Consider the following 21,343-nt stretch of genomic DNA (forward strand, 5'->3'; position numbering starts at 1 on the left):
TCAGCGCCGGCGGGCGGCGGCCCGGGTCACGAGCGTGCCCAGGACCCGGCCGAAGTCCAGCCCGGCCGCCTGGATCGCCAGCGGCAGGAGCGACGTCTCGGTCATGCCCGGCGAGACGTTCACCTCCAGCACGTGCGGCTCGCCCTCGGCATCGACGATCAGGTCGACCCGGGACAGGTCGCGCAGGCCGAGCGCGGTGTGTGCGGCGAGCGCCACCTCGGTCACCCGGGCGGTGGTCGCGGCGTCGAGCCGGGCGGGCGCGTGCCAGGTCGTGCGCCCGGCGGTGTAGCGGGCCGCGTAGTCGTAGACGCCGTTGCGCGGCACGATCTCGACCGGGGGCAGGGCCTGCGGGCCCTCGCCGAGGTCGAGCACGGAGACGGCCACGTCCATTCCGGGGACGTAGCGCTCCACGAGCGCCGTCTGGTCGTACGCGAAACAACCCACCATCGCGGCCGGCAGCGACGCCGCCTCCCGGACCACGGCGGCGCCCAGTCCGGAACCGCCCTGCGCGGGCTTGACCATCAGCGGCAGCCCGAGTCGCTCGACGATCCGGTCCAGGACGGCCACCGCGCCCAGCTCGGAGAAGCGGTCGTGCGGCAGCGCCACCCAGTCGGGGGTGGGGATGCCCGCCTCGCGCAGCACCGCCTTCGCCGACGGCTTGTCCCAGGCGAGCCGGGACGAGCGGGCGTCGCAGCCGACGTAGGGCGCGTCAAAGAGGTCGAGTACGCCGCGCAGGGAGCCGTCCTCGCCGGTGGCGCCGTGCAGGGCGATCACCACCGCGTCCGGCGGGTCGGCGGTCAGGGCGGGCAGCAGCGCCACGTCGGCGTCGCGCAGTTCCGCCTGCACGCCCACCGCGCGCAGCGCGTCGAGGACCCGGCGGCCGGAGCGCAGCGAGACGTCCCGCTCGTAGGAGAGGCCACCCGCGAGCACGAGCACGTGCAGCTCGTCGACGGCGGATCCGGTCACGGGAGAGGGTGCGGCGGTGCTGTCGGACATGCGGGCATCATGCCAAGTCGGGGCCGGGCGCGTCCGAGCCGCCCTGGCGACGGCGGGGGCCGGCGGTGCCGACCGCGCCGAAGACCTTGCGCATGGCGATCTCCTGCTCCATCACCCCGGCGAGCCGTCGGACGCCCTCGCGGATCCGCTCCGGCGTCGGGAAGGAGAAGTTGAGCCGCATGTTGCCGGTGCCGGTGCCGTCGGCGTAGAAGCCGGTCCCCGGCACGTAGGCGACGCGGGCGGCCACGGCGCGCGGCATCATCGCCTTGGCGTCGAGGCCGTCGGGCAGCGTCGCCCAGACGAACAGGCCGCCCTGCGGCCTGGTCCAGGTGGTGCCCTCCGGCATGAGGTCGGCCATCGCGTCGAGCAGCGCGTCCCGGCGCTCGCGGTAGACCTCGCGGTAGACCTTGAGCTGCTGCCGCCAGGGCATGGTGCCGAGGTACGTCGAGACGGCCGCCTGCGCGTAGGCACTCGGGCAGAGGATCTGCGCCTCGCTGGCGATGACCAGCTTGTCGCGGACCGCGTGCGGCGCCAGGATCCAGCCCACCCGCAGGCCCGGCGCGAACGTCTTGGAGAACGTGCTCAGGTAGAAGACGCCGTCGCGGCGGCGGGCCCGCAGCGGGGCGGGCGCCTCACCCTCGAAACCGAGCTGACCGTACGGGTCGTCCTCCACCACGAGCAGTCCGGCGCGTTCGCAGATGTCGAGCACCCGTTCGCGCCGTTCCTCGCTCAGCGTTACACCGGCGGGGTTCTGGTAGGTGGGGATCGTGTAGAGGAACTTCACCCGCCGCCCGGCGCGGGCCAGGTCGGCGATGGCCGTCTCCAGCGCCTCCGGGATGAGCCCCTCGTCGTCCATCGGCACGTGGGCCACCTGGGCCTGGGCGGCCTGGAACACCCCGAGCGCGCCGACGTACGTCGGGCCCTCGGCGAGCACCACGTCACCCGGGTCCAGGAAGAGGCGGGCCACCAGGTCGAGGGCCTGCTGGCCGCCGACAGTGACCACCACGTCCTCCGGTGAGGCGCCGCAGGAGGCGTCGATCCCGGACAGCGACATCACCTCGCAGATCCGCTCGCGCAGTTCGAGGGTGCCCTGGCCGATGCCGTACTGGAGGGTGGTGGAGCCGTGCTCGGAGCCGAGCCGGCCGAGCATCTCGCCGACCGCGTCCAGCGGCAGCGCCGCGATGTAGGGGGCCCCACCGGCGAGCGAGACGACCTCCGGCCGGCTGGCCACCGCGAAGAGTGCCCGGATCTCCGAGGCGGTCATCCCACGGACACGCCGGGCGTACCGGTCGGTGTAGTCGTCGAGCGTCGTGCCGGTCATGGACATCACCTCGATCGGGTGTCGGCGGGGCTGCCGCCCGGTGTGGTACCCGCGATGCCGACATCCATTGGCGGCGGGGGCCGTTTGTCGATCGTAGTCCCCGGTGACGGCAGCGGCACCGGCCGTGTGGACACGTCCACATCCCGGACCGTCGATCGGCCGTCCGGGTGGGCGTTCGCGCGTTCCCTCCCGTCCCGCCGGACAGACGCGTACGATCGCTCGTCGGGAGTAGGAGGGCGCGGGACTCACCGGCGCTCCGAGCCTAGTGGTGGGGTGCGCTCATGTCGCGACGTCTGGTCAGCCTGACCCTGGACACGCTGGAGGACCTGCCTCGATCCTGCCGGCAGTGCGTCTACTGGGAGCTGGATCCGGTCTCCGCCGAGCGGGCCTGCGCCGCGGGCGACCCGGGCCTGGAGAAGGAGGCGTGGGTCTCCCAGACGCTGCTGGAGTGGGGCTCCTGCGGCAAGCTCGTCTACGTCGACGGCATGCCGGCCGGTTTCGTCATGTACGCCCCGCCCGCGTACGTTCCGCGCTCGATGGCGTTTCCCACCTCGCCGGTCTCGGCGGACGCGGCGCTGCTGATGACGGCGCACGTGGTGCCCGCCTTCGCCGACGGCGGCCTGGGCCGGATGCTGGTGCAGGGCGTGGCCCGCGACCTGACCAAGCGCGGCATCAAGGCGATCGAGGCGTTCGGCGACGCCAAGTTCGGCGACGACGCGGACGACCCGGCCCGCGCCTGTGTGGCACCCGCCGACTTCTTCCTCTCGGTGGGCTTCAAGACGGTCCGGCCGCACCCGCGCTACCCCCGCCTGCGGCTGGAGTTGCGTACGGCGCTGAGCTGGAAGTCGGACGTCGAGTACGCGCTGGAGAAGCTGCTCGGCTCGATGAGCCCGGAGACGCTGCTGCGGCCGGTGCGCCCGGCACCCGCCACCCGCTCCACCGGCTGAGCCGCGGGTCAGTCGACGATGTTGCCGGCGGCGACGATCGCCCGCAGTTCGCTCACGTCGATCGAGCCGGTCGGCACGTCCCGCTCGATTGGCAGGTACATCCGCTGCACGCCGGCCACGATGGCTTCGACCACCCGGTCCCGGAAGCGCGGTTCGACGAGCCGTGCCCGGTCGTCAGGTGAGGTGAGGTAGCCGACCTCGACGCGTACCGCTGGCATCCGGGTGAGCCGGAGCAGCTCCCATGCCTTGGCGTGGGTACGGCAGTCACGCAGCCCGGTGCGGGCCACGATCTCCCGCTGCACGAGCCCGGCCAGGCGTTCACCGGTCGCCGAGGTGACGCCGTTGTCGGTGCCGTAGTGGTAGGTGGCCACCCCCTCGGCCTCCGGGTTGGCGTGCCCGTCGGTGTGCAGGGAGATGAACACGTCGGCACCGAGGGAGTTGGCGAGCTGGGCCCGGTCCGCGTCCGGCAGGCAGTCGCCGGGCGACGGGCCCCGGGTGAGCTGCACGCGTACGCCGGCGGCGGCGAGCCGCCCCTCCAGCCGGCTGGCCAGGTCGTGGACGAGGTCCGCCTCGGTCCAGCGCAGCGTGCCGTCGGGCACCACCACACCCGGGTCGGTGCCCCCGTGCCCCGGGTCGATCACCACGGTCCGCCCGACGAGCGCCGGCCCGGCCTGCCGGATGGCGTCGGACTCGCGCAGCCACTGCGGGCGTCCGCCGACCACCTTGCGGCCGAGGCGGCGCAACGCGTTGACGGTGTGCGGCCCGCACGAGCCGTCCGGTTTCAGGCCCATCTCCCGCTGGAACTGCGCCACCGCGCGGGAGGTGCGGATGCCGTAGATGGCGTCGGCGCGGCCCACGTCGTACCCCATCTCCAGCAGGCGTTCCTGGAGCGAGCGGACGTCCTCGCCGGTCAGCGGCTCGGGCACGGCGTGATACAGGGCACGGGCACCGAACCGCCAGCGGGCCGCGTCGAGCGCCCGCCAGGTCTCGGCGCCGACCCGCCCGTCGACGCTGAGGCCCCGGGACTGCTGGAAGGCCCGTACCGCGCGTTCGGTCTGGGCGTCGTAGTCGTCGCCCGCCGCCTCGGCGGGAAGCAGCTCCAGGCCGGCGAGGACGGTACGGATCTCGGCCACCGCCGGTCCCTGGTCACCGGGTCGGATCGGACGCACGACGACCCCCTCTGCACGGACGTTGGCGGACCGGAACTCCGACGGATGCTTACGGAGCGTACCGTGGCCGATACCCGACGGGTTCGTGTTCATGCAGGTCAGAAGCGCCGGAACCCCCGTCACCGGGTGGGGTGACGGGGGTTCCGGAGGGGTCGGTACGGCTCAGAGCGCCGACTCGATGAGCTTGACCAGCTCGCCCTTCGGCTTGGCGCCGGCGATCGACTGCACCGGCTGGCCGTTCTTGAAGATGGTCAGCGTCGGCACCGACATCACCCGGTAGGCGCGGGCCGTCTCCGGGTTCTCGTCGATGTTCAGCTTGACGATGGTGACCTGGTCCTTCATCTCACCCGCGATCTCCTCCAGCAGCGGCGAGACCTTGCGGCAGGGGCCGCACCACTCCGCCCAGAAGTCGACCAGGACCGGCTTCTCGGACTGCAGCACGTCGCTGACGAAGCTGGCGTCCGTGACCGCCTTGGTTGCTCCCACTATGAACTCTCCTCCTCCGAACCTTGAACCCTCAGCCCTGGACGGTGGCGATGAACCGCTCGGCGTCCAGCGCGGCGGCGCAGCCGGTGCCGGCCGCCGTGATGGCCTGCCGGTAGGTGTGGTCGACCACGTCGCCCGCCGCGAACACGCCGGGCACGCTGGTACGGGTGCTGGGGGCCTGCACCTTCACGTATCCCTCGTCGTCCAGCTCCACCTGGTCGCGGAACAGCTCGCTGCGCGGGTCGTGCCCGATCGCCACGAACACACCCGTGACGTCGAGCACCTTGCTCTCGCCGGTGTGCACGTTGCGCACCCGTACGCCGTTGACCTTGCCGTCGTCGCCGAGGATCTCCTCGACCACGGAGTTCCACTCGACCTTGATCTTCTCGTTGCCCAGCGCCCGGTCGGCCATGATCTTGCTGGCGCGGAACGAGTCACGGCGGTGGATGATCGTCACCGACTCGGCGAACCGGGTGAGGAAGCTCGCCTCCTCCATCGCCGAGTCGCCGCCGCCGACCACCACGATGTGCTGGTTGCGGAAGAAGAAGCCGTCACAGGTGGCGCAGGACGACACGCCGTGGCCCAGGTATTCCTGCTCGCCCGGCACGCCCAGCGGACGCCAGGCCGAGCCGGTGGAGAGGATCACGGCGCGGGCCCGGTAGGCGGTCTCGCCCACCCAGACGGTGCTCACCGCGTCGGAGCCGATCTCGCCGGTGTCCTTCAGCTCGACCCGGGTCACGTCGTCGGTGAGGAACTCGGCGCCGAAACGCTCGGCCTGCTTGCGCATGTTGTCCATCAGCTCGGGGCCGAGGATGCCGTCGGCGAAACCGGGGAAGTTCTCCACCTCGGTGGTGGTCATCAGCGCGCCACCCGACTGCACGCCTTCGATCACCAGCGGCTTCAGGTTCGCACGCGCGGCGTAGACCGCCGCGGTGTAGCCGGCCGGACCGGAGCCGATGATGATCAGGTTGCGGACCTCGTCCACTGCCGTCTCCCGATGTGTGTGTTCGTCACCGGCCGCACCGATGTCGATCCCGGATGCCGACCGCTCAGGGGCGCCGGCGCCTGACTTGCAGAACGTCATCGTACGAAGCGGGGATTCCCGAGCCGGTCATCCGGTGGGTCAGGTCACGTGGCGGGACAAGCGTCGTGACCGCGTCCTCACCCTACCCGCGTCCGGAACCGGGTGTCCGCGCCGGACCCGGGTACCCCGCACTCCGGCCCGCTCACCCAGCCCCAGCGGGCACCACTCGCGTCCGCGAACGTCACCACGAGCGCCGGAGCGCCACCGAACCGGGCGTAGTCGACCATGTCCACGCTCAGCGGCGTGGCGCCGTGCTCGGTCCCGATCGCGGTGAGGCACGCGGCCAGTGTCTCGGGCCGGACCAGCCGGTCCAGCCCGCCGAGGACGCTGAGGCGCTGATCGTCGCGGGACAGGGGCGTCTCCGCGCCGTCCTTCGCCGCGCCGGACGGCCCGGCCATGTCCCCCGGCATCGACTTCGCCAGGGCGGGCACACGGCCGGCGGCGAGGCGTTCCGGCGTCCAGTCGGTGTCGCTGCGCACTGCCGGCCCGGTGGTCCGGTACGGCGCGGCAGCCATCGGCGCTGCCTCCCCGCCGGCCCGGTCGGCCGCACCGCCGTCGCCCGGGCCCGCCAGCCGGCCGACACCGAGTCCCACCGCCGCGACCGAGGCCGCCGCCAGGGCCACCGGACCGGCGATGCGGGCCCAGCGCCGGGGACGACGGCCGGGACCGCCGGGCCGGCCGGTACGCGGGGCCGTGCCGGGTGGCCGGCTCGCGCCGCCGGACTGCGCCGGCACGACCGGCGTACCCTCACGCAGCGCCGGTCCGGCCCCGGAGAGCGCCGCCGTGATCCGGTCGGTCACCGCCTGTGGCATCTCCGGCGCGGGGGCCGCGGCCCAGCCGGCCAGGTCGGCGCGGACCAGGTCGACCGCGTCGGCGAGATTCTCGTACGCGGCCCGCCAGGCCGGGTCCTGCTCGACCAGCCGCGCCACGGTGGCCTGCTCGGGGGTGCCGTCCAGCGCCCCGCCGAGGTAGTCGGCGAGCAGGTCGTGATCGACCTCGCTGAACTCCCGGGAAGTCACGGCTCCTCCTGGCTGACGGCCTGACGGGAAGCTCCCGACGAGGATCCGACGCCCTCGGGACGCCGACGGTTCCCGGGAGTGAGCCGCGGCACGTCACCGGCCGGAGCGTCGGTGCCGGTCCGCAGGTGCCCGAGCAGCACGGCGAGACGTGCCCGGCCCCTGGCGCACCGGCTCTTGACGGTGCCCTCCGCGACCCCGAGCACGGCGGCGGCCTCGGCAACCGGGTAGCCCTGCACGTCGACCAGGACCAACGCGGCCCGCTGTTCCGCGGGCAGTGCGGCGAGCGCCTGCCGGACCACGAGCGCGGTGTCGTGGTCGCGGGCCGGCGCGGCCGGTTCCGGACCGCCGGTGTGCCGGCCCGGCTCGCCGTCGGTGTGCACACCGTCGGGCAGCGGGACGGTGGCGTGGGTCTGACGCCGCCGGATCCGGTCCAGGCAGGCGTTCACCACGATGCGGTGCAGCCAGGTGGTGACCGCCGAGTCGCCCCGGAACCGGGCCGCCGCGCGGTGCGCCGACAGCATGGCGTCCTGGAGGGCGTCGGCGGCCTCCTCGCGGTCGCCGATGGTCCGCAGCGCGACCGCCCAGAGCCGGTCCCGGTGCCGCTGGAACAGCTCGGTGAAGGCGGTCCGGTCCCCGGCCGCGTGCGCCCGCAGCAGCTCCAGGTCGGAGCGGCCGGGCTGCGCGCCGTCGCGTTCCGCCATCACCACGTCCGGCGGTGGTGGCGCGGCGGGGACGGCGGCCGGGTCACGAGCCCTGGACCACGATCTCCTGGACGCCGAGCTTCCAGCCGTTGCCGTCTTCCTTCTTCGGCAGCTTGGTGATCCAGAACAGCAGGTACTGGTACTTCTGGTCCGGCTCGAAGGCGTTGAAGATCATTTTCGTGCCGCCGTCCTCGTTCGGCGGCCCGATCAGCGTCGAGTAGGCGTTGATGAGCTGCTTGTCGCCGGCGGAGCTGGACGGGAAGTCGCCGCGGGCGCCGGTGCGCAGCTCGACCGTGGCTCCGGTGGCCGAGAGCGTGGCCTCCAGCTGCTTGACCGAGTGCGGGGCGCCCAGGTCGATCCAGACACCCATGCCCTTCTTGACCCCGCTGAACTTGCCGCTGTCGCGGTAGCTGTTGGTCTCCCAGCCCTCGTCGTCGTCCCCGTCGATGACCTTTTCGGCGTTGCGCACCTCGGCGCGGTCGCCGTCCGGGTCGATGATCCGTACGTCCTGGATGGTGAGCTTGCGGACCTGCGCGGCGGGTTCGGCCCCGCCGCCGGTGGCGGGCGCGCTGTTCGACGGCTGGGCGACCGGCTCCTTGTCGCCGTCGTCGCCACCGAGCGCGTTGATGCCGATGAGCAGCCCGACCAGGGCCACCGCCAGCAGACCGGCGATGCCGATGGCGACCTTGCGCCCGCCGGCGGCGGCCAGCGGGGAGGGCTCCTCGCCGGGTTCGGCGGTGAAGCGCAGCGGGCCGGCCTGCTCCAGGAACTGCTCGTCGGCAGGGATGTCGAGCCGGCTCAGCTCGGCGGCCAGCACGTCCGACGACGGCGGGGGGATCTCCGGGTCGAGCAGGTCCATGGTGAGGTCGTCGAGGTAGGCCGGCACCCCGGCGCGCATCTGCCGGGGCGCGGCGATGGAGCCGCCGGCGTCCCGGACGGCGTCCGGCAGGGCGGCGCGGCCGTGCCCGGCGGTGGCGCCGTGCAGCGGGGCCTCGCCGTGCGGCCAGTGCCCGGTCAGGGCGAAGTAGAGCACCCCGCCGACCGCGCGCAGGTCGTTCTCCTGGCTGTCCGCCCCGTCGGTACGCGCGTCGGCGAGCACCACCCGGCCGTCGTCGCTGATCATCACGGTGCCGGGGTGCAGGTTGCCGTGCACCATCCCGGTGGCGTGCACGGCGGCGAGGGCGCTGGCGACGGCGTTGCCGATCGCGGTGGCCCGCGCCGGATCGAGCGGCCCGTCGGCGGCGACCAGCTCGCGCAGCGACTGCCCGTCGACCCACTCGCGGACCACGTAGGCCCGGTCGTCCTCGTCGATCGCGTCGTAGACGCCGACCAGGTTGGGGTGGATGACGCGGCTCGCGGCGACGGCGGCCTGGAGCATCTCGGTGGCGGAGTCGCCACCCGGGTAGCGGAGAACCACGGCGACGGGACGGCGCAACACCACGTCGACACCGCGCCAGACCAGCCGGCCCGCGCTGTCGTTGTTGATGTGCTCGACCAGCTCGTACCGCTCGGCGAGCAGCTCACCGACCGTGGGAGCACCGAGGGTCACGTCCGCAGGAGTGGTCTCCTCCGCTTCCTGACCCTCGCCGACCTGGGTCACCCGTCCTCCCTCGGTGATCGCGTCGATCGATGGACCCGTGCTGCTGGGCATGTGGCTTCCCGCTCTGCCTTTGGTGGAACGGCCGGCGGTCTCGACGCCGCGTCGATCCCGGTCGTACCCGTCGAGAGCGACCTTACCCGGGATGCCCGGTTCTCCGACATGTCATCTTCCCGCTGTGACCGGCCGGAAGGCCAGTCGCCACGGGCCCCGGCCGGGTCACCCGCCCACCCGGCGGGCGAGCCGGACACGCACCGCCAATCTAGAGGTTGACGGCAACGAGGCGGCACAGGGGCGTACTGGTGCGGCGGCGGACTGGTTTTCCCCGCCCCGGCCTGCGCTCCCTCGTCCGTACGGTTGGTTGTCCACAGGCCGAGAGGCCCAGTGGACGGGGGAATTCCGAGTTATCCACAGCCGTATCCCCAGGCTGGTGATCCTCGTTCACCGTCGGTCACCGGAGACGTCAACGACCGAGGCGGCGCCGGACCATCCCGACCACCTCGGTGATCTCGCCGATCCGCAGCACCATGGCGAGTCCGAGATAGGTCGCGCCGATCGCCGCGCCGCCGATCACCAACTGCACCGCGGCGGCGAGCCAGCTCAGGTTCGCCGGGTCGCCGGGGAGCACCGCGACCACGAGCAGGCCGACGACCGCCGCGCCGAGGGCAGCCACGACCACCCGGCCGAGCGTCCGCATGATCCCGCCCAGCCCGATCCGGCCGACCCGGGGCCGCAGCAGCATCGCCGAGATGATCGCCGCCGCCAGGTACGACACGGCGTTGCCCAGCATCATCCCGGCCGCCGCGAACGTGTTCGAGAAGAGCAGGAACAGGCCAACCTGGAGCAGAACTCGCAGGATCACCACCGGGATGTTGACCAGAGCCGGGGTGCGGGTGTCCGGCAGCGCGTAGAACGCGAAGGTGAAGAGCTGACTGACCGCGAACGGCACCAGGCCGAGCGCCGCCACCAGCAGCACAGTCGAGGTGGCCACCGCGTTGTCGCCGGTGAACGCGCCGTACCGGAAGACCACCACCGAGATCGGGGCGGCCAGCACCGCGTAGCAGACCGCGATGGGTGCGAGCACCGCGCTGACCATCCGGGTGCCGCGGGACAGGTCGGCGGTGACGTCGCCGAACCGGTTCTCGGCGGCGGCGGCGCTCATCCGGGGCATCAGCGCGGTGATGATCGAGACCGCGATGATGCCGTGCGCCATCATCAGCAGCAGGAAGACGTTGTTGTAGATCAGCAGGCCGGCGTTGTCGCCGCCGGCCGCCCGGGTGAGCAGGTTGACCACCACGAAGAGGCCGAGTTGGTTGACCCCGACGTAGCAGAACATCCAGCCGCCGAGCCGGGCCAGCTCGCTCAGGCCGAGGGCGCGGAAGTCGAACCGCCACTTCCACCGGAAGCCGACCTTGCGCAGCGCGGGCAGCAGGCCGGCGGTCTGGACCGCGACGCCGAGCAGCGTGCCACCGCCGATGAGCAGGATCCGGTCCCAGCCCATCTCGCCGGGCTCGATGATCTTGGCGCCGAAGACCGCGATGTAGAGCCCGCAGACGCCGATCACCACGAGGTTGTTCAGGATCGGTGCCCACATCGGGGCGGCGAAGTGCCCGCGCGTGTTCAGCACCGCGGCGATCAGCGCGCTCACGCCGGTGAAGAACAGCATCGGCAACATCAGGTACGACAGGCCGGTGACGAGGTTCTGATAGTTGTCGTCCTTGCCGCCCGCGTAGATGGCGGTCAGCACCGGTGCGCCGATCATCGCGATCAGCGCGACGGCGGCGAGGGCCAGCACGGCCAGCGTGAGCAGCCGCTGGGAGTACGCCTCACCCCGGTCGGGGTCCGACTTGCGCCGCCGGACCAGCACCGGGATCAGCACGCTGGTGAGCACGCCGCCGAGCAGGAACTCGTAGACCTGGTTCGGCAGGAAGATGGCGGTGGTGAAGGCGTCACCGACCAGCGCGCCACCGAGCGCCGCGCCGATCATCAGGTTGCGGATGAAGCCGGTGCCGCGGCTGACCAGGCTGCCGATCGCCATCACCGCGCTGTTCGCCGCGGCACTGGTCTCGGCGACCACCTCCTGTGGCGGCGCGACGGCCTCGGCGCCGGGCTGGTTCAGCGGCTCGGCCGAGATGAAGGTGGCGCCGTCGTCCGGCGGCAGGCCGCCGCCGTGCGCGTTCGCGCTGCGGTAGAGCCCGCCGCTCATCTGCCAGCCTCCAAGGGGTACGTGGCGACCGGGCCCGGCCGGCCCCGCCCAACCGGAACCTTAGTCAACCCGGGCCCGTTACCCGCGCCCGGCGCGGTCGATCCACCCCCGGCCCGATAGGCTGGCGATCCCATGTCCGAAGCCTCCGCCTCCCACGCCGCCGATCGCCGCGAGCTGACCGCCGCGCAGCGCAACGCCGTCGCCGAACTGCTCCGAGTCTCACCGGTCGCCGACGAGCTGGGCCGGCGCTTCGCCCGGGCCGGTCACGAACTGCACCTGGTGGGCGGATCCGTCCGCGACGCGCTGCTCGGCCGCCTCGGCAACGACCTCGACTTCTGCACCGACGCCCACCCCGACGAGACGATCAAGGTGATCCGCGGCTGGGCGGAGTCGATCTGGGAGACCGGACGCGAGTTCGGCACCATCGCCTGCCAGCGCGACGGCCTCAACCTGGAGATCACCACGTTCCGGGCGGAGGTCTACGACCAGGTCAGCCGCAACCCGGTGGTGCAGTACGGCACCAGCCTCACCGAAGACCTCAAGCGTCGCGACTTCACTGTCAACGCGATGGCGGTCAGCCTTCCCGATCACCGGTTCACCGACCCGTACGGCGGGCTCGCCGACCTGGCCGCGAAGATCATTCGTACCCCCGGGACGCCGCAGGAGTCGTTCCGCGACGACCCCCTGCGGATGCTGCGCGCGGCCCGGTTCGCCGCCCAGCTCCGCTTCGCCGTCCACCCGGACGTCCGCGCGGCGATGGCCGAGATGGCCGGCGACCTGGACCGGATCACCGCCGAGCGGATCCGGGACGAGTTCACCAAGCTGCTCTGCGGTGCCGACCCGATCACCGGGCTGCGCCTGCTCGTCGACACCGGCCTGGCCGAGCGCTTCCTGCCGGAGCTGACCGGCCTGAAGCTCACCATCGACGAGCACGCCCAGCACAAGGACGTCTACGAGCACACGCTCACGGTGGTCAGCAACGCCATGTCGCTGGAGACCGACGGCTGCGACTTCGTGCTGCGGATGGCCGCTCTGATGCACGACATCGGCAAGCCGGCCACCAAGGCGGTCGGCGCGGACGGCCGGGTCAGCTTCCACCACCACGAGGTGGTCGGCGCCCGGCTGACCAAGAACCGGATGAAGGCGCTGCGCTACTCCAAGGAGATCACCTCCCAGGTGGTCAAGCTGGTCGGTCTGCACCTGCGCTTCTACGGGTACGGCCGGGGCGAGTGGACCGACTCGGCGGTGCGCCGGTACGTCACGGACGCCGGCGACCTGCTGTCCCGGCTGCACAAGCTGACCCGGTCCGACTGCACCACCCGCAACCGGCGCAAGGCCGCCCAGCTCGCGGCCGACTACGACGCGCTGGAGGAGCGGATCGCCCGGATCGCCGCCGAGGAGGACCTGGCCCGGGTCCGGCCCGACCTGGACGGCAACGCGATCATGGAGCTGCTCGGCGTACCGCCGGGGCCGGTGGTCGGCCGCGCCTGGCAGCACCTCAAGGAGCTGCGTCTGGAGCGCGGCCCGCTCGACCGCGACGAGGCCGAGGCGGAGCTGCTGCGCTGGGCGCGCGACGAGGGCATCACCGGCTGAACCACAGCACGACGCCCGCCGGCTCCCCGAGGGGAACCGGCGGGCGTCGTCGTGTCACTGGGTGACGGTGCTGCCGTCCACGGTGGCCTTGCCGTTGGGCTGCGCGCTGCTGCCCAGCCGCGCCAGCAGACCGGCCAGGTCGATGCCGGTCAGGTCGCTGCCGAGCTGGAGACCCTGGGCGACGTTGCCGGCCACGGACTTGGTCAGCGACGACGCGCCGTCGGTGGAGATCACTGTCATCTTGTCGATCGCGCCGATCGGGGCGCTGGCCGCGCCGACCACCTCGGGCAGCACCTTGACCAGCAGGTCCAGCACGGCTGCCTCGCCGTACGCGGCGAACGCCTCGGCCTTGCGGGCCATCGCGTCGGCCTCGGCCTGACCCTTCGCCAGGATGGCGGCCGCCTCGGCCTGGCCCTCCCGCTCGACCGCCTCGGCGATCGCGGAACGACGGCGCTGCTCCGCCTCGCCCTCCTTGGCGCCCTCGATCGCGTTCGCCTCGGCCAGCGCGGCCCGGCGGGCCCGCTCGCCCTCACCGGTGAGGCGGGCCTGCTCGGCGGAGGCCTGCGCGGCGGCGATGGTGGCCTGGCGCTGCGCGTCGGCGTTGAGCACCGCCGCGTTGCGGGCCGCCTCGGCCTCCTGCTCGACCTTGTACCGGGCGGCGTCGGCCGGCTTGCGGACCTCGGTGTCGAGCTGGCGCTGCTTCAGCTCGGCGTTGCGCTCGGCAACCTTCTGCTGCTCGGAGAGGATCGCCTGGTCCCGCTCGGCCTGCGCGAGCGGCCCGGCCGCGGCCGACTTCGCCTTCGCCGCGTCGATCTCGGCCTGGATGCCGGCCTGCTTGAGCGACAGGTTCCGGTTCGCCTCGGCGATCGCCTCCTCGGCGAGCAGCCGCTCCTGCTCGGCCTGCTGGCGGGCCCGCGCCTCGGCGATGGCCGCGTCCTTGAGCACCCGGGCGGCCTCCGGCCGGCCCAGGTCCTGGAGGTAGGAGCCCTCGGCCAGGATGTCCTGGAGCTGGAACGTGTCGAGCACCAGACCCTGGTTGGTCATCGAGTGCTCGGCCTCCTCGGCCACCGCGCTGGCGAATGCCGCCCGGTCCCGGATGATCTCCTCGACGGTGAGCCGCCCGACGATCGAGCGGAGCGCGCCGGCGAGCACCTCGCGGGTGAAGTTGTCGATCTCCTCCTGCTGGTTCAGGAAGCGCTGGGCGGCGGCACGGATCGCGTCCTCGGTGCCACCCACCTTGACGATCGCGACGCCGTGCAGCTCGGTGCGGATGCCCTGCTTGCTCACCGCGCCGCGGATGCTGACGTCGATCCGGCGGCTGGACAGGTCGAGCGACTGGAGCTTCTGCACCACCGGCAGGACGAACACCGAGGCGCCGAGCACGACCTTCTGCCCGGACATGTCGGTGGCCCGGCCGCCGTCGGCGGTCTGGGTGGTGCGGCCCTTGCGGCCGGTGACGATGAACGCCTGGTTCGGCCCGGCCACCTTGATCCGGGACAACACGAAGAGGACGAGGACGACGGCGAGGAGGACCGCGCCGCCGATGGCGACGAGCAGGGGCATGGATGATCCCGTCTGTGTGGTGGTGTCAGTAGGTCTCGACGTGCACGCTGGTCTCGCTCAGTGCTTCGACCACGAAGATCTGGGCGCCGACCGGGATCGCCTGGTCGGCACGGGCGTTGAGTTTCACCGGCTGGCCGGCGAGGCGTACCCGCACCTCCCCGTAGCCGCCGCTGGGGATCGGCGTCACCACCAGCCCGATCGCGCCGGCGAGGTGGTCGCGGGTGGGGGTGGCGTCGGTGCGCATGTTGCGGGCCGCGCGGCTCAGCCGCGCCGCCAGCCACGCGGTGGGCACGGCGGCCAGCGCGCCGCCGGCCACCGCCGCCGCGATCATTCCGGGGGTACGTCCGCCGAGCAGCTCGTTGACGATCGCGCCGCCGAAACCGAACGCCCCGGTGAACCCGGCGGCCGCCTCCAGCGACACCGGCCCGTCGACGTCCGGCTGGCCGAGGTGGAGCACTCCCGAGCCGAGCAGGGCGAGGGTCAGCACGCCGACCCCGATCCCGCCGATGATCAGGAAGATGAGCGTCCCGGTGGCCATGACCTGCACAGTATCGACGCCGTGCAACATCGACTTCGCTCAGCGGTCGTCCGGTCCGCCTCCGGAGAGCCGGTCGCGGGGGATGTCGGCGTGGGCGGGACAATGGGTGGCATGCGCTGGACCGTGCTCGACTCGCCGATCGGGGAGTTCTCCGTCGGCACCGACGGCGACGCGGTGCGCGGCGCGCACTTCGGCCGGGTGGACGGGGCGGCCGACGACCCCGGCGACGCGGTGGCCCGGCTGGCGGTGGCGGAGCTGCGGGCGTACTTCGCCGGTGAGCTGACCGGGTTCACAGTGCCGGTGTCGGCCCCGCGCGGCTCGGAGTTCGAGCGCGCGGTCTGGCGGGAGATGACCCGCATCCCCTACGGCGAGACGAAGACCTACGGCGAGGTGGCGAAGGCGGTCGGCGATCCCGGCGGCGCCCGGGCGGTCGGGGTGGCCTGCAACCGCAATCCGGTGCCGGTGATCGTGCCCTGTCACCGGATCGTCGGCGCGGGCGGCAAGCTCGTCGGCTTCGGCGGGGGACTGCCGCGCAAGGTGACGCTGCTGGAGCTGGAGGCGTCCGTGGCGCTGCGGCGCGCCTGGTCCTGACGTACGAGAAGAAGGAAGGCCGGGTCCGCGCGGACCCGGCCTTCCTTCTTCTGCTTCTCGGCGCGTCAGCGCTCGATCTCGCCGGCGATGAACGCCTCGACGGCGGCGTGCGCGTCGTGGTCGGCGTACTGCTCCGGCGGGGACTTCATGAAGTACGAGGAGGCGGAGAGGATCGGGCCGCCGATCTTGCGGTCCAGCGCGATCTTCGCGGCGCGGACGGCGTCGATGATGACACCGGCCGAGTTCGGCGAGTCCCACACCTCGAGCTTCAGCTCCGCGTTGAGCGGGGTGTCACCGAAGGAGCGCCCCTCCAGGCGGATGTACGCCCACTTGCGGTCGTCCAGCCACGGCACGTGGTCGGACGGGCCGATGTGCACGTCGCTCTTCTGCATCTCGTGCGGGATCTGCGAGGTCACCGACTGGGTCTTCGAGATCTTCTTCGAGACCAGGCGGTTGCGCTCCAGCATGTTCATGAAGTCCATGTTGCCGCCGAAGTTGAGCTGGTACGTGCGCAGCAGCTCGACCCCGCGGTCCTCGAAGAGCTTCGCCAGGGCGCGGTGCACGATGGTGGCACCGACCTGGCTCTTGATGTCGTCGCCGACGATCGGCAGGCCGGCGTCGGTGAACTTCTTCGCCCACTCCGGGTCGGAGGCGATGAAGACCGGCAGGGCGTTCACGAACGCGCAGCCGGCGTCGATCGCGGCCTGGGCGTAGAACTTGTCGGCCTCCTCGGAACCCACCGGGAGGTAGGAGACGACCACGTCGACCTGGGCGTCGCGCAGCGCCTGCGCCACGTCGACCGGCTTGGCGTCCGACTCCTCGACGATTTCGCGGTAGTACTGGCCGAGACCGTCGAAGGTCGGGCCGCGCTGCACGGTGACGCCGGTCGGCGGCACGTCGCAGAGCTTGATCGTGTTGTTCTCGCTGGCGACGATCGCCTCCGCGAGGTCCATGCCCACCTTCTTGGCGTCCACGTCGAACGCCGCGACGAACTTCACGTCCGAGACGTGGTAGTCGCCGAAGGTGACGTGCATGAGACCCGGGACGCGGTCGTTCGGGTCGGCGTTCCGGTAGTACTCCACGCCCTGTACGAGGGACGAGGCGCAGTTACCCACACCGACGATGGCGACGCGGACGGAGCCCATAGCGTCTGCCTCCTTCTTCTTCATCACGGCCGCTCTTTCCTGGACGTTCCAGGCGTGGGCGGGCTGTCGTTGTCTCCTCGGCCACCGGCCGTCCCGGGTCGCGGGTCGGCGGGGGCCCGGCCGGAGCGCTCGTTGGCGATGAGCTCCTCCAGCCAGCGGACCTCGCGCTCACAGGCGTCGAGCCCGTGGCGTTGCAGTTCCAGGGTGTACGCGTCGAGCCGCTCGGCTGCCCGGCCGAGCACGTCACGAAGGCCTTCGCGACGCTCCTCGATCTTGCGGCGACGACCTTCCAGGATCCGGAGCCGGGTGGCCTGGTCGGTCCGGGCGAAGAACGCGAAGTGCACGCCGAAGCCCGTGTCGTCGTACGTCTCGGGTCCAGCCTGCGCTATGAGCTGGGCGAAGCGTTCCTTGCCCTCCGCGGTAATGGTGTAGACCACCCGACCGCGTCGGCTGGTCAGCGCGGGAACCTCCTCGGCGGTCGCGGGTGCCTCAGCGGCCTCGGTGATCCATCCGGCCGCCTGTAGCCGGCGCAGGGTCGGATAGAGCGAGCCGTAGCTGATCGCCGCCCGGATGGCCCCGAGTTTGGCGGTCAGCTCCTTGCGCAGCTCGTAGCCGTGCATCGGCGCCTCCTGCAGGAGGCCGAGGATGGCGAGCTCGAGCACGGGCCGTCCCCTCTTTCCCCCCTGCGCGGACCACTAACCACCGCGATGTATCGGACCGATACATCGCACGTTAGCGGAGAGGTGAGGGTGGGGCAAACCCCCTGCTTACGCGACGCGGCCGTCACACCTCGTGACCATGGTCGCCTGGGTTCGCCGGAGCGCGTACCCTTTGCCGCATGCGTACGCAGCGCCAGGTCGTCGACTACTCGCTTCAGAAGCGGGCTGTGCTGCGTGAACTGCTCGCCGGGCGGGTCGGCACGTACGACGTCTGCGACGCCTCGCCGTACCTGAAGAACGCTGCTCGTTTCCACGGCGAGCCGACCGACCACCGCTGCCCGATCTGCCGCAGCGAGAACCTGATCCACGTCCACTACATTTACGGTGACGAACTCAAGCAGTCGGCCGGCCAGGCGCGTACCCGGGCCGAGTTGCCCGTCCTGGCCATGACGCTGCGTGAGTTCCAGGTGTTCGTGGTGGAGGTCTGCCCCGGCTGTGACTGGAACCATCTCGTCGAGCAGTTCCTGCTCGGACGGGACGGTCTCACGGGCGAGGCGGAGGACGCGGACGACTCGGTCGCGGCCAACGGCTCCACCCCTCGGCGAAGGCGAGAGGCGCAACGGTGAACGCGGCTGTCCCGATCGCTGCCGGCCCATTCCCCGGGCGGCAGGAGCGACAGCCCTTAAGCGTAATTGGTCCGAATAGGTCGGATTTGGCGGGCGCGCGCCGGTATCACCGGCGGGTAGCGTCCCGTGTTCCAGCTCACGGCAACCCGGTGGCGGCGCCCCCGCGTCCCACCGCGACCGGCAGGGTGTGAGGAATGAACTACGGCGATCCCAGTTCTTCGCGTGCGCGAGCCCAGATCCCGGGCCCGGACGGCGACCCCGGTTCCGACAGGAGCCGGGGCGGGAACGGTTGGTCCGGCGCTGCGGACGGCGGCGCCTCGGCGCGAGCCTCCGTGACACCGTACGGCGCGGGCGGCCGGGCCCCGGTCGGCGGCGTCGCTCCGGCGCCACGCGGAGCGTCCGGATCGGCCTCGGTCGGCCGGGCCGGCGCGGGCCGCGCCTCGGTACCGGTGTCGCCGGCACCGGGCGGGCGCGCGGGCGCCGGTCGTGCGTCTGTGCCGGTCTCACCGGCCGCTCCGGCCGGGCGTGCCTCGGTGGGCGCGGCGAGCGTGGGCGCGGCCGCCGTCGGCGGGCGGGCAGGCGTGGGCGGGCGCGCGAGCGTCGGCGCCGCGGCGGTCGGAGGCCGTGCCCGGGTGCCCGGCCCCTCCGGTGGCGGTCCCGGTGGTCCCGGTGGTCCGACCGGCCCCGGCCGGGGTGGCCGCGGTGAGGACCCGGCGCGCGCCAAGAAGCGCCGCCGGATCAACATCCTGATCGCCGGCTTCGCCGTGTTCATCATGCTCGCCGGCATCGGCGTGGTGAGCTTCACCTGGTACTCCACCAAGGTGGTGCTCCCGGAGGACACCATCCCGCCGCTGTCCACCACCATCTACGACTCGAGCGGCAAAGAGGCCATCGCCCGGATCGGCGACCAGAACCGGCAGCTCGTCACCATCGACCAGATCCCGGAGCACGTCCAGCACGCCGTCGCCGCGGCGGAGGACCGGAACTTCTACCGGCACTCCGGTGTGGACTACAAGGGCATCGCCCGGGCCGCGTGGAACAACCTCACCGGCGGCGACAAGCAGGGCGCCTCGACCATCACCCAGCAGTACGCGCGCAACGCGTTCGAGAACCTGAACCAGGACACGTACGGCCGCAAGGTGAAGGAGGCGATCCTCGCCTCCAAGCTGAACGACAAGTACGACAAGCGCGTGATCATGCAGCACTACCTGAACGTCATCTACTTCGGCCGCGGCGCGTACGGCATCCAGGCGGCGTCGCAGACGTACTTCAAGAAGAACGCCAAGGACCTGAACGTGGCCGAGGCCGCGGTGCTGGCCGCCCTGATCAAGCAGCCGGAGCCGAGCGCCACCCACCAGGGCTACGACCCGGCGATCAACCAGACGGCCGCGCTGGACCGGTGGAACTACGTGATCAACGGCATGATCACCGAGAAGTGGCTCGATGCGCCGAACATGCCGCCGCACCCCACCGAGTACCCGAAGAACATCGCGAAGCCGTCGAAGAACAGCGGCGGCGGATTCGGCATCGACACCCCGTACGGCAACGTCGTCAACTACGTCTCGCAGGAACTGCGCGAGATGAAGCTCTGCACCGACAACGAGGCCGAGGTGACCGAGAAGAAGCCGCTCTGCGCCAAGGCGCTGAGCCGGGGTGGTTACAAGATCACCACCACGATCAACAAGAAGATGCAGGAGGCGGCGCTCGCCGCGGCACAGCGGGCCAAGAAGGGCTCCGAACTCGCCGGCCAGCCGTCGAACCTGATGGCCGCCGTGGTGGCGATCGACCCGAAGACCGGGCGTGTGCTCGCCTACTACGGCGGCGACAACGGCACCGGCACCGACTACGCCGGGAAGAACGTGGACAACGGCGTCGTCAGCGGTGGCCACTCACCGGGCTCGAGCTTCAAGATCTACACGCTCGCCGCGGCGCTGAAGGAAGGCATCTCGATCAAGTCCCGCTGGAAGGGCTCGGCATTCACCCCGAAGGACACCAAGTTCAAGGTCAGCAACGCCGGCGCGGACAAGGTCTCCTGTGGTGACTCCTGCACGCTCGAACTGTCGACGCTCAAGTCGCTGAACGTGCCGTTCTACTACATCACCGAGAAGATCGGCCCGGACAAGGTGCTCGACATGGCCAAGCAGGCCGGCGTCACCACCATGTGGCAGACCGACACCAACCCGGCCAAGGCGCACGACCTGACCAAGGCGGACCCGAAGGACCTGGCGCCGTCGCCGTTCTTCCACGTTATCGGCTACGGCCAGTACCCGATCACCGTGCTCGACCACGCCAACGGCGTGGCCACCTTCGCCAACCAGGGCGTTTACCACAAGGCGCACTTCATTCGCAAGGTGGAGAAGCAGAATCCGGTCACCGGCAAGTGGGACACGGTCGGCGGGGAGAAGCTCAAGGGGCAACAGCGGATCGACAAGGACGTCGTCGCCGACGTGACGTCCGTGCTGAAGCAGTACCCGGGCCAGATCAACAAGCGCCTCGAAGAGGGCCGGCAGGTCGCCGAGAAGACCGGTACCTGGGAACTCAACGACAAGACGTCAAGCAACGGCGACGCCTGGATGATCGGCTACACACCGCAGCTCGCCACCGCCGTCTGGGTCGGCAACAAGGCCGACCGCAAGGCGATCAAATACAAGGACGGCCGGGACATCAGCGGTGCCCGGATGCCGGGTGACATCTTCCAGCGCTTCATGAACGACGCGCTCAAGGGCAAGGACAAGGAAGAGTTCCCGCCCGCGGCCAACGTCGGCGAAGACGACACCGGCAACGGCGAGGCCCCGGCGCCGCCCCCGAACGAGCCCGGCCAGCCTGGCCAGAACTGCGACCCGCTGGGCCTGTTCTGCCCCGGGGGCACGCCCGGCGGCGGCAACCCGGGCGGTGGCAACAACCCCGGCGGCGGGCTCCCCGGCGGCGGTGGACGTCCCGGCGGCGGCGGTGGCGGCGGCGGGCTGCTACCGAGCACTCCACCGGCACGACAGAACTGACGCGTACCACCCGACGGGGGGGGGGGGGGGGGGGGGGGGGGGGGGGGCGGGGCGGGGGGGGGCGGGGGGGGGGGGAGGGGGGGGGGGGAACCGGGGGACGAAC

18 protein-coding genes are annotated in these 21,343 nt (G+C 71.8%); 5 read left to right on the forward strand and 13 right to left on the reverse strand.

The annotated features are described in order from the left end of the window. Positions 1–996 carry a D-alanine--D-alanine ligase gene (locus ACGFIA_RS28000; protein ID WP_357382145.1) on the reverse strand — a complete coding sequence of 332 codons (996 nt, stop codon included), beginning with the start codon at positions 994–996 and terminating at the stop codon, positions 1–3. A gap of 7 nt (positions 997–1,003) precedes the next feature. After that, positions 1,004–2,317: a PLP-dependent aminotransferase family protein gene (locus tag ACGFIA_RS28005; protein WP_357382143.1), complete on the reverse strand. Its 1,314-nt coding sequence runs from the start codon at positions 2,315–2,317 to the stop codon at positions 1,004–1,006. Positions 2,318–2,598: 281 nt separating this feature from the next. On the opposite strand from ACGFIA_RS28005, the gene ACGFIA_RS28010 reads away from it, so the two are divergent. Next, a complete protein-coding gene (locus tag ACGFIA_RS28010; protein WP_357382141.1) occupies positions 2,599–3,264 on the forward strand; it encodes a GNAT family N-acetyltransferase in 666 nt (221 codons plus the stop codon). An 8-nt stretch (positions 3,265–3,272) separates the two neighbouring features. Here the strand turns inward: ACGFIA_RS28010 and ACGFIA_RS28015 are convergent, their stop codons facing one another. The 7 genes from ACGFIA_RS28015 to murJ all read right to left on the reverse strand — a co-directional run bounded on the left by ACGFIA_RS28015 (position 3,273) and on the right by murJ (position 11,526). After that, complete coding sequence (locus tag ACGFIA_RS28015) at positions 3,273–4,433, reverse strand: N-acetylmuramoyl-L-alanine amidase (protein WP_357382139.1); 1,161 nt, start codon at positions 4,431–4,433, stop codon at positions 3,273–3,275. A 162-nt stretch (positions 4,434–4,595) separates the two neighbouring features. Then, positions 4,596–4,919, reverse strand: a complete 324-nt coding sequence (trxA, locus tag ACGFIA_RS28020; RefSeq protein ID WP_357382137.1) for a thioredoxin — start codon at positions 4,917–4,919, stop codon at positions 4,596–4,598. A 31-nt stretch (positions 4,920–4,950) separates the two neighbouring features. Then, on the reverse strand, positions 4,951–5,904 hold the full coding sequence (trxB, locus tag ACGFIA_RS28025) for a thioredoxin-disulfide reductase (protein WP_393262919.1): 954 nt from the start codon (positions 5,902–5,904) through the stop codon (positions 4,951–4,953). 176 nt (positions 5,905–6,080) lie between these two features. Then, positions 6,081–7,022: a hypothetical protein gene (locus tag ACGFIA_RS28030; RefSeq protein ID WP_393262922.1), complete on the reverse strand. Its 942-nt coding sequence runs from the start codon at positions 7,020–7,022 to the stop codon at positions 6,081–6,083. Beyond that, positions 7,019–7,723, reverse strand: a complete 705-nt coding sequence (sigM, locus tag ACGFIA_RS28035) for an RNA polymerase sigma factor SigM (RefSeq protein WP_357470680.1) — start codon at positions 7,721–7,723, stop codon at positions 7,019–7,021. Before sigM ends, ACGFIA_RS28030 begins: the two co-directional genes overlap by 4 nt. A gap of 43 nt (positions 7,724–7,766) precedes the next feature. Beyond that, the gene (locus ACGFIA_RS28040) at positions 7,767–9,374 is read right to left on the reverse strand and encodes a protein kinase family protein (protein ID WP_355509490.1); all 1,608 of its coding nucleotides are present in this window, start codon (positions 9,372–9,374) and stop codon (positions 7,767–7,769) included. 409 nt (positions 9,375–9,783) lie between these two features. Beyond that, positions 9,784–11,526, reverse strand: coding sequence for a murein biosynthesis integral membrane protein MurJ (gene murJ, locus ACGFIA_RS28045; RefSeq protein WP_357382129.1), 1,743 nt, complete (start codon positions 11,524–11,526; stop codon positions 9,784–9,786). Positions 11,527–11,658: 132 nt separating this feature from the next. Here murJ and ACGFIA_RS28050 point away from each other — a divergent pair, with 132 nt between their 5' ends. Continuing rightward, positions 11,659–13,119, forward strand: a complete 1,461-nt coding sequence (locus tag ACGFIA_RS28050; RefSeq protein ID WP_357382127.1) for a CCA tRNA nucleotidyltransferase — start codon at positions 11,659–11,661, stop codon at positions 13,117–13,119. 54 nt (positions 13,120–13,173) lie between these two features. On the opposite strand, the gene ACGFIA_RS28055 is transcribed toward ACGFIA_RS28050, so the two are convergent. Together ACGFIA_RS28055 and ACGFIA_RS28060 are read right to left on the reverse strand one after the other, a co-directional pair. Continuing rightward, on the reverse strand, positions 13,174–14,682 hold the full coding sequence (locus ACGFIA_RS28055; RefSeq protein WP_357382125.1) for an SPFH domain-containing protein: 1,509 nt from the start codon (positions 14,680–14,682) through the stop codon (positions 13,174–13,176). Between the two features lie 25 nt (positions 14,683–14,707). Further along, positions 14,708–15,250 (reverse strand): hypothetical protein, encoded by a 543-nt coding sequence (locus ACGFIA_RS28060; RefSeq protein ID WP_357382123.1) that lies wholly within the window; start codon positions 15,248–15,250, stop codon positions 14,708–14,710. Between the two features lie 81 nt (positions 15,251–15,331). On the opposite strand from ACGFIA_RS28060, the gene ACGFIA_RS28065 reads away from it, so the two are divergent. Beyond that, the gene (locus ACGFIA_RS28065; RefSeq protein WP_357382121.1) at positions 15,332–15,811 is read left to right on the forward strand and encodes a methylated-DNA--[protein]-cysteine S-methyltransferase; all 480 of its coding nucleotides are present in this window, start codon (positions 15,332–15,334) and stop codon (positions 15,809–15,811) included. A gap of 65 nt (positions 15,812–15,876) precedes the next feature. On the opposite strand, the gene ACGFIA_RS28070 is transcribed toward ACGFIA_RS28065, so the two are convergent. Then, positions 15,877–16,956, reverse strand: a complete 1,080-nt coding sequence (locus tag ACGFIA_RS28070) for an inositol-3-phosphate synthase (protein ID WP_030499482.1) — start codon at positions 16,954–16,956, stop codon at positions 15,877–15,879. Between the two features lie 23 nt (positions 16,957–16,979). Next, a complete protein-coding gene (locus ACGFIA_RS28075) occupies positions 16,980–17,618 on the reverse strand; it encodes a PadR family transcriptional regulator (protein WP_357382118.1) in 639 nt (212 codons plus the stop codon). A gap of 176 nt (positions 17,619–17,794) precedes the next feature. Between ACGFIA_RS28075 and ACGFIA_RS28080 the strand changes: the two genes are divergently transcribed. Continuing rightward, positions 17,795–18,241, forward strand: a complete 447-nt coding sequence (locus ACGFIA_RS28080; RefSeq protein WP_357382116.1) for a DUF5318 domain-containing protein — start codon at positions 17,795–17,797, stop codon at positions 18,239–18,241. A gap of 494 nt (positions 18,242–18,735) precedes the next feature. After that, positions 18,736–21,240, forward strand: coding sequence for a transglycosylase domain-containing protein (locus ACGFIA_RS28085; RefSeq protein ID WP_393262928.1), 2,505 nt, complete (start codon positions 18,736–18,738; stop codon positions 21,238–21,240). Positions 21,241–21,343 lie beyond the last annotated feature (103 nt).

This window comes from Micromonospora sp. NPDC049203, from assembly GCF_043197215.1.
Taxonomy (GTDB): Bacteria; Actinomycetota; Actinomycetes; order Mycobacteriales; family Micromonosporaceae; genus Micromonospora.